Origin of the sequence: Actinotalea sp. JY-7885, assembly GCF_014525465.1 — a bacterium.
GTDB lineage: Bacteria > Actinomycetota > Actinomycetes > Actinomycetales > Cellulomonadaceae > Actinotalea.
The window spans coordinates 1-7,564 of sequence record NZ_JACEXH010000155.1 but is presented as its reverse complement, the minus strand read 5'-3'; the positions used below and the strand labels follow the sequence as shown (position 1 = coordinate 7,564).

The 7,564-nt window shown below is 75.3% G+C and carries 7 protein-coding genes; 5 read left to right on the top strand and 2 right to left on the bottom strand.

All coding sequences use genetic code 11. The annotated features are described in order from the left end of the window. Nucleotides 1-989, top strand: a 989-nt coding sequence (locus IDM29_RS12990; RefSeq protein ID WP_223148309.1) for an aminoglycoside phosphotransferase family protein, incomplete at its 5' end; no start/stop codon positions are given. Between the two features lie 122 nt (nt 990-1,111). Here IDM29_RS12990 and IDM29_RS12985 read toward each other — a convergent pair. Both IDM29_RS12985 and IDM29_RS12980 read right to left on the bottom strand, forming a co-directional pair. After that, nucleotides 1,112-1,654 carry an amino-acid N-acetyltransferase gene (locus IDM29_RS12985; RefSeq protein ID WP_182112149.1) on the bottom strand — a complete coding sequence of 181 codons (543 nt, stop codon included), beginning with the start codon at nt 1,652-1,654 and terminating at the stop codon, nt 1,112-1,114. 64 nt (nt 1,655-1,718) lie between these two features. Next, on the bottom strand, nt 1,719-3,254 hold the full coding sequence (locus tag IDM29_RS12980) for a sodium:solute symporter family protein (RefSeq protein WP_188037605.1): 1,536 nt from the start codon (nt 3,252-3,254) through the stop codon (nt 1,719-1,721). Nucleotides 3,255-3,424: 170 nt separating this feature from the next. Here IDM29_RS12980 and IDM29_RS12975 point away from each other — a divergent pair, with 170 nt between their 5' ends. The 4 genes from IDM29_RS12975 to IDM29_RS12960 all read left to right on the top strand — a co-directional run. Beyond that, complete coding sequence (locus IDM29_RS12975) at nt 3,425-4,102, top strand: helix-turn-helix domain-containing protein (RefSeq protein ID WP_309232733.1); 678 nt, start codon at nt 3,425-3,427, stop codon at nt 4,100-4,102. 85 nt (nt 4,103-4,187) lie between these two features. Further along, nucleotides 4,188-5,051 carry an urea amidolyase associated protein UAAP1 gene (locus tag IDM29_RS12970; protein ID WP_188037603.1) on the top strand — a complete coding sequence of 288 codons (864 nt, stop codon included), beginning with the start codon at nt 4,188-4,190 and terminating at the stop codon, nt 5,049-5,051. Beyond that, the gene (locus tag IDM29_RS12965) at nt 5,048-5,725 is read left to right on the top strand and encodes an urea amidolyase associated protein UAAP2 (RefSeq protein WP_188037602.1); all 678 of its coding nucleotides are present in this window, start codon (nt 5,048-5,050) and stop codon (nt 5,723-5,725) included. The genes IDM29_RS12970 and IDM29_RS12965 overlap by 4 nt, the downstream gene beginning before the upstream one ends. Continuing rightward, on the top strand, nt 5,725-7,564 hold a 1,840-nt coding region (locus IDM29_RS12960; RefSeq protein ID WP_304518688.1), incomplete at its 3' end, for a biotin carboxylase N-terminal domain-containing protein. The genes IDM29_RS12965 and IDM29_RS12960, both read left to right, overlap by 1 nt.

Sequence of the window (7,564 nt, the reverse complement as noted above, 5' to 3'; positions counted from 1 at the left end):
GACGGGCTCGCGGTCGTCGACGACGGGGCGGGCGGCGCGGTGCGCCTGCCGGGCGGGGCCGCATGACGGACGTCGTCGTGCCGGCGGGCCTCGCCGCCCGGGCGGCACTCGGGCCGCAGTGGGCCGCGTGGCTCGACGCCCTCCCCCGCCTCGTGCGCGACCTGCTGGCCGAGTGGGACCTGCGGGCCGACGGCGACCCCCGGCACGGCGCGTGCGCGATCGCCGTGCCCGTCCGCACTGAGGCCGACCGGGCCGCGGTCCTCAAGGTCACCTGGCCGCACTGGGAGGCACGCACCGAGCACGTAGCGCTCCAGCGCTGGCACGGCGACGGCGCCGTGGAGCTGCTGCGCGCCGACCCGCACCGCCTCGCGCTGCTGCTCGAGCGGGCGCACCCGGACGACCTCACCTCGGTGCCGGACGACGAAGCCTGCGAGGTCGTCGCGGGCCTGTACGGGCGGCTGCACGTGCCCGCGCCGCCGCAGCTCGTGACCCTCTCCTCGTGCGTCGGGGACTGGACGCGGCGGCTGGCCCGCCTCCCGCGCGGCGCGCCGGTGCCGCACCGCTTCGTCGAGCACGCGGTGGCGCTGGGCCGGGAGCTCGCGGCGGACCCCGCCACCGACGGCACGCTCGTCCACACGGACCTGCACCACCACAACGTGCTGGCCGCGGACCGCGAGCCGTGGCTCGCGATCGACCCCAAGCCGCTGTCCGGCGACCCGCACTACGAGGTCGCACCCATGCTGTGGAACCGGTGGGACGACGCCGTGGCGGGCGGCGCGCTGCGCTGGGCGCTGCGGCGGCGGCTGGAGGTCCTCACCGACGTCGGCGGCCTCAACCACGACCGGGCCCGGGACTGGGTGGTGTTCCGGATGATGACGAACGCCCTGTGGACCGTCGAGGACGCGGCCGAGCGCGCGGGCGGCCTGACGGCCGACGACCGCCACACGCTCGACGTCGCGGTCGCCGTCACCAAGTCCGTCCTCGACTGACCCGCGCCTCCCGACCGCCCGACCGCCCACCGCCGCCCCGCCGCCCGACCGCCCACCGGAGTTCTGGCACCGATCCGGGCGCGGCGACACCCGGATCGGTGCCAGAACCGCGACGCGCGCCGTCAGAGCTCGAGGAGCATCCGGGTGTTGCCGAGGGTGTTGGGCTTGACGCGCGCGAGGTCCAGGAACTCGGCGACGCCGTCGTCGTGCGAGCGCAGCAGCTCGGCGTAGACGTCCGTGTCGACGGGCGTGCCCGCGATGACGTGGAAGCCGTGGGCGACGAAGAAGTCGACCTCGAACGTCAGGCAGAACAGCCGGCGCAGGCCGAGCGTCCGCGCGCGCTCGATGAGCTCGTCGAGGAGCGCGTGCCCGACGCCGCGCCCCCGCCAGGCCGGGTGGACGGCGAGGGTGCGGACCTCCGCGAGGTCGGCCCACATGACGTGCAGCGCGCCGCAGCCGATGAGCGCGCCGCTCGCGTCCTGCGCGACGACGAACTCCTGGACCGCCTCGTAGTACCCGACCAGCTCCTTGGCGAGCAGGATGCGCGACGCCGCGTAGGGCTCCACGAGGTCGCGGACCTCGCGGACGTCGCGCGGCAGGGCGGCGCGGACCCGGAACGGCTGATCCGGTGCGGGGGTGGAGCTCGCGGGCTCGGCGGACGTCACGCGCACACGCTAGGGCACCGTCACGCCACCGCGCCGCACCGGACCGGACCGGTACGGAGCACCGTCACCGCATGGGCGGCGCGGCCCCCGCCGTGCGGCGGGCCTCGGCGTCGGCCTCATCCTGCGCGGGCATGCCGTCGGCGATCGCCCAGGCCTCCTCGGTCACGGTCCGCGGCCAGACGAAGGCCGCCACCAGGTACGCGACGAGGGACGCGAGGCCGCCGTAGAACGTGGGCCACCCGTCGAAGCTCGCGGGGACGAGGCTGTTGGGCAGGTAGGCGATGTCGTTCGGGACGCCGTACATCGTCGGGGTCAGGACGAAGAGGCCGAGGCGCACGACGAGCCCCGTGCCCATGGCCGCGACGGCTGCGCGCGTCCCGCCGCGACGCCAGAACAGACCGAGCAGGAAGGGCACGACGAGGCACGCCAGCATGAGGTCGAAGGCCAGCGTCAGGAGGATCCCCGTCTGCGCCACCTCGAGCGCGACGGTCACGCCCAGGACGACGACGGGGATCATGGCGAGCCGCGTCCAGCGCAGCAGGGGGTCGCGTCCGTCGCCCGCCGCCACCGGGGCGACGCGACGGATCCCGATGATGTTGCGCACCGCCACGGCCGACGTCGCCAGGATGGCGCCGGACGCCGTCGAGAAGGACGCCGCCACGATGCCCGACAGCACGAGGATCGTCAGCGCGGGCGGGGCGTGGTCGGCGAGCAGGGAGAACAGGACTGGCCCGTCGCCCATGTCGAGGCCGAAGGCTGACACCGCCGCGAGGGACACGAGCGCGTACGAGACGCCCACGACGGCGGTCCCGGCGGCGCCGGCGAAGCACGACCGGCGGGCCACCTCGGGGTTCTTCGCGGAGAAGATCCGCTGCATGAAGTCGATGGCGACGATGTCGCCGATGCCCAGCGAGATGAGGGTCGCCCAGTTGATGGGGGCGCCGGCGTCGGTCGAGGTCAGCTGCTCCAGGTCGAACGGGCCCATGCCCTCGGGGATGGCGAAGCCGATCGTCGACCCGACCCACCACAGCAGCGCGACCGTGGCGAACGCCGTGATCGTGATCTGGATCGCGGCCGTGTAGGCGTCGGAGAACATCCCGCCGCCGATCGTGTAGACGAGCACCAGCACGACGGCGATGAGCACGCCCTGCGTGTAGTCGATGCCGAGGAACATCTCGAGCAGGAAGCCGCAGGCCACGAGGTTGCCCGCCATGAGGATCGCGAACGCGAAGATCATGAGCACCGACGCCGCGACCTCGACCCCGCGCCCGTACCGCAGCCGGTAGAAGTCGGCCAGCGTGAACAGCCGCATCCGGTTCATCGGGCGGGCCAGGAACAGCCCGGTGAGCAGGAGGCAGATCGCCAGGCCGAGCGCGAGCGAGGCGCCGGACCAGAACCCGAAGGCGGACGTCAGGTCCGTGTTGCCGACCGTCGCGTTCGAGTCCACGGCGGCCGCCGTGAGGGACGCCGCGACGAGCGGGACCCCGAGCCGTCGCCCGGCGACGAGGAAGTTGGCGCTGTCACCGTCGACCTTGCGCGCGACGAGGATGCCGACGAGGACGACGGCGAGGACGCTGAGTCCGACTCCCGCGATGATCATGGATGCTCCGAGGCTCGTGGTTACCTGTCACCCGACAGGCACCATTGACCTCCCCCGATATGTCCGGCCCGGTCTCGAGACGTCACGGGTGTGTAAACGAATCCTCACAGCGGCCGCCGGCGCCGCGGCGGCGGTCCGGCGCCGCTCGGCGGCTGCGTAGCATGACCGCCGTGACCACCCGACGGCAGGGCCGCCCGAGGCTCTCCGGCCCGGCGGACAGCGGGCTGCCGGCCGCCGAGCAGATCCTCGAGGCGGCCGCCCGCCTCTTCGTCGAGGACGGGTACCAGGCGACGTCGACGCGCGCGGTCGCTGCCGCGGTGGGGATCCGCCAGGCGTCGCTCTACTACCACTTCGCCTCGAAGGCCGACCTCCTCGCCGAGCTGCTCGCGCGCTCCGTGCGACCGTCCCTCGAGGCGGCCGACGCCCTGCTCGCCGACCTGCCCGACGACGACCCGGTGGCCGCCGCCGCCCGGCTGCACGCGCTCGTGCTCGCCGACGCCGAGCTGCTCCTCGGCACGCCGCACAACACGGGCGCCCTGTACCTGCTCCCCGAGATCCGCGACGAGCGCTTCGCGGCGTTCCGCGAGGAGCGGCGGCGGCTGCGCGACGCGTACGGGCGGCTCGTCGCCGCGGCCCGGCCGCCGGCCGGGCACCCCGCCGGGACCGAGGCCCTGACCGACATGGTGCTCGGCCTCGTCGAGAGCGTCATCGGGATCCGCGGCGAAGGGGGCGGCGCCGACCTCTCCGCGCTGCCCGGCGCGGTCGCCGAGGCGTGCCTGCGGGTCGTCGGCTGGCCGGACTCGGCGGCCGTGCTGGCGGCGCGGCAGCCCGCCGAGGCGAGGCCGTAACGCAGCCGTCACACGCACGGAATCGGCCGACAACACCGCCCGCCCAGACTCATACCTGTCGATCGACAGATATGGGAGGGCCGACATGGCCGCACCGTCCACCGCCACGACCGCCGGAGCGCGCGACCACGCCCGTGCCCAGGAGGCGGCCGCCGAGGGTGCGGGCCACCCGCGCCCGACCTACCCCGCGAGCGCCCGGCCCACCCCGCCCGAGGGCGTCGCCGCCGCGGACCTGGTGTGGTCCGAGACGGTCGCGCCCGGCGGCTACACGCACCTCGAGGTCGCACCCGGCACGGCGGTCCGGCTCACCGACCTCACCGGGGACGCGTGCGCGCACCTCCTGCTGTTCCACGCCGGTCGGCCGTGGGAGCGCCTCAACGTCGCCGACACCGTCAAGGTGCAGTGGCAGGCGTACCCGACCGCGGGCCACCTGCTGCTCTCCGACCAGGGCCGGGCGCTCGCGAGCATCACGCAGGACACGTCCGGTCGGCACGACACCCTGTTCGGGACGAGCACCCGGGCCCGCAACGCCGAGCGCTACGGCGACGGGGACGCGCACGGCCCGAGCCCCGCCGGACGCGAGCTCCTCGCGCTGGCCGGGGCCAAGCACGGCCTGACGCGCCGTGACCTGCCCCCGAGCATCTCCTTCTTCCAGGGCTACCGCGTCGACGACGCGGGCCGGCCCCGGCCGATCGGCTCCGCGGGGGCCGGGGCGTACGTCACGCTCATCGCCGAGCTGCCGCTCGTCGTGCTCGTCGCGAACACCGCCCACCCCCTCGACCCGCGGCCCGACTGGTCCTGCGGCCCGCTCGACGTCGTCGCGTGGCACCCCGTCCCGGTCGCGTCGGGCGCCCCCTCCCGGGCGACGACGCCCGAAGGACGCCGCGCCCTCGAGCGCACCGCCGCGCACCTCGCCACCACCCGCACGCCCGCCGGAGGAGACCGATGACCGAGACCACCGTCGCCGCCGTCGTGCCGGGGCAGACCGCCGTGCCGGACCAGACCGTCGTCCTCGACCAGACCGTCCCGGCGCGCGCGCCCTGGTCGGCGGTCGTCCGCGCCGGCCACGAGCTGACGATCATCGACCTCGAGGGCAACCAGGCCGTGGACTTCCTCGTCTACGACGCGCACGACACGTCGCTGCGCTACAGCGCCCCGGACACGCTGCAGGGCCAGGACTCGATCTTCCTCACGACGGGCAGCGTGCTGCGCGACTGCGAGTACGGGCCGCTCATGACGGTCGTCGCGGACGACGTCGGCCGGCACGACACGCTCGGCGGCGCGTGCTCGGTGGAGTCCAACGCGCTCCGCTACGGGCACCACACCGCGTCCCAGCACGCGTGCGTCGAGAACTTCCTCGCGGAGGGCGGCCGGCGCGGCCTGGGCAAGCGCGACCTCGTCTCCAACATCAACTGGTACATGAACGTGCCGGTCGACCCCGACGGCGCGCTCGGCATCGTCGACGGCCTCTCCGCGCCCGGCCTGAGCCTGCGGCTGCGCGCCGAGCGCGACGTGCTCGTCGTCGTCTCCAACTGCCCGCAGGTCAACAACCCGTGCAACGGGTTCGACCCCACGCCCGTGCGCATGGTCGTCACCGCCGGCGCCCCGGACCCGGCGCTCTGATGGGCTTCGACACGCTCCTCGTCGCGAACCGCGGCGAGATCGCCGTCCGGATCATCCGGTCGGCCCGCGAGCTGGGCCTGCGCACCGTCGCGGTCCACTCGGTCGCCGACGCGGGCGCCGCCCACACGCACCTCGCGGACGAGTCGGTCCTGCTGGGACCGGCGCCCGCCGCGCAGAGCTACCTGCTCGCCGACCGGGTGGTCGAGGCCGCCCTGGCGACGGGCGCGGGCGCGATCCACCCGGGCTACGGCTTCCTGTCCGAGAACGCCGCGTTCGCGCGCGCGGCCGAGGCGGCCGGCCTCGTCTTCGTCGGCCCGCGGCCCGAGCACCTCGAGGTGTTCGGGTCCAAGCACACCGCGCGCGACGCCGCCCGCGCAGCGGGCGTGCCCATGCTCGCCGGGACCGGCCTGCTCGAGTCGTCCGACGAGGCCCTCGCCCGGGCCGACGTCGTCGGGTACCCGGTGATGCTCAAGGCCACCGCGGGCGGCGGGGGCATCGGCATGCGCGCCTGCCACTCCCCCGCCGAGCTCGCCGACGCCTGGGAGGCCGTCCGCCGCACCGCCGGCGCCAGCTTCGGCTCGGCCGGCGTCTTCCTCGAGCGCCTCATCACCGCGGCGCGGCACGTCGAGGTCCAGGTGTTCGGCGACGGCGACGGGACCGTCGTGTCCCTCGGCGACCGCGACTGCTCGCTCCAGCGCCGCCACCAGAAGGTCGTCGAGGAGGCGCCCGCACCCGGCCTGCCCGACGCCGTCCGCGCCGAGATCGCGGACGCCGCCCGCCGTCTGTGCGCGTCCGTCGCCTACCGCTCCGCCGGGACCGTCGAGTACGTGTACGACGCCGAGCGCGGCGAGGCCGCCTTCCTCGAGGTCAACACCCGGCTCCAGGTCGAGCACCCCGTCACCGAGGCCGTCTGGGGCATCGACCTCGTCGCCTGGATGCTGCGGCTCGCCCAGGGCGACACGACCATGCTCGACGAGCCGCTGACGCCGTCGGGCCATGCGGTCGAGGCGCGCGTGTACGCCGAGAACCCCGACCGCGACCACCTCCCGTCGGCCGGCACCGTCACGGCCGTCCGCCTGCCGGGCGGGGCGCGCGTCGACACCTGGATCGAGCCCGGCGCCGAGGTGACGACCCACTACGACCCGCTGCTCGCCAAGGTCATCACGACCGGCACCGACCGCGCCCAGGCGTGGGACGCGCTCGGCGACGCGCTCGCCGCCACGACGATCGGCGGCGTCGCGACGAACCTCGGCCTGCTCCGGGCGATCGGCGCCACGCCGGCGGTGCGCGCGGCGACGCACCACACGGGCACGCTCGCCGACGTCGCCGACGCCGACCCGCGGGTCGAGGTGGTGCGCCCGGGCATGCTCACGACCGTCCAGGACTGGCCGGGCCGCACCGGGCTCTGGCACGTCGGCATCCCGCCGTCGGGCCCGATGGACGACCTCTCCTTCCGCCTGGGCAACCGCGCGCTCGGCAACGCGGACGGTGCGCCGGGTCTCGAGTGCACGCTCGACGGGCCGACCCTGCGCTTCCGCACGCCGGCCACCGTCATGGTCACGGGCGCACCTGCGCCGGTGACGCTCGACGGGATGGCCGTGCCGCAGTGGGAGCCGATCGACGTCCCGGCGGGCGGCACGCTGAGCGTCGGGGCGCCCAGCGCCGGGATGCGCACCTACCTGCTGGTCCGCGGCGGGCTCGACGTGCCCGGCGTCCTCGGCTCGGCGGCCACCTTCGACCTCGGCCGCATCGGCGGGACGACGGGGTCGCCGCTGCGGCCCGGCGACCTGCTGCCGCTCGGCCGGCCGGCGCCGGACCTCGCGCCGGCAGCGCCGGTCG

Excerpts from the sequence above, each read along its gene's own strand:
- IDM29_RS12980 (WP_188037605.1), bottom strand. The coding sequence starts at position 3,254 with ATGATCATCGCGGGAGTCGGACTCAGCGTCCTCGCCGTCGTCCTCGTC.
- IDM29_RS12970 (WP_188037603.1), top strand. The coding sequence starts at position 4,188 with ATGGCCGCACCGTCCACCGCCACGACCGCCGGAGCGCGCGACCACGCC.
- IDM29_RS12965 (WP_188037602.1), top strand. The coding sequence starts at position 5,048 with ATGACCGAGACCACCGTCGCCGCCGTCGTGCCGGGGCAGACCGCCGTG.